We start from the raw sequence: 249 nt of genomic DNA, 5'->3' as shown, positions 1-249 counted from the left end.
CTGAACAAGACCGACAAGACGATGTATGAAGTGGAAGGAATTGGATATGATTTTGTCCCCACAGTGTTGGATAGATCTCTGGTGGACCAGTGGTACAAGAGCAATGATGAGGAGTCATTTGCTTTAGCACGCATGCTAATCCGAGAGGAAGGACTGCTGTGTGGTGGCAGCTCAGGCAGCGCAATGTCTGTAGCTGTGAAGGCAGCCAAAGAGCTGAAGGAGGGTCAGCGCTGTGTTGTTATCTTCCCC

The 249-nt window shown here is 50.2% G+C and carries 1 protein-coding gene; it reads left to right on the top strand.

Going from position 1 to position 249, the window contains the following annotated elements:
- The coding region (locus L9G74_RS24505; RefSeq protein WP_238898864.1) for a pyridoxal-phosphate dependent enzyme at positions 1–249 on the top strand (249 nt) is incomplete at both ends.

This window comes from Shewanella electrica (genome assembly GCF_022321485.1).
Lineage (GTDB): Bacteria > Pseudomonadota > Gammaproteobacteria > Enterobacterales > Shewanellaceae > Shewanella > Shewanella electrica.
Note: the sequence above shows the minus strand (reverse complement) of the source record. Positions and strands in the feature narration are given on the sequence as shown.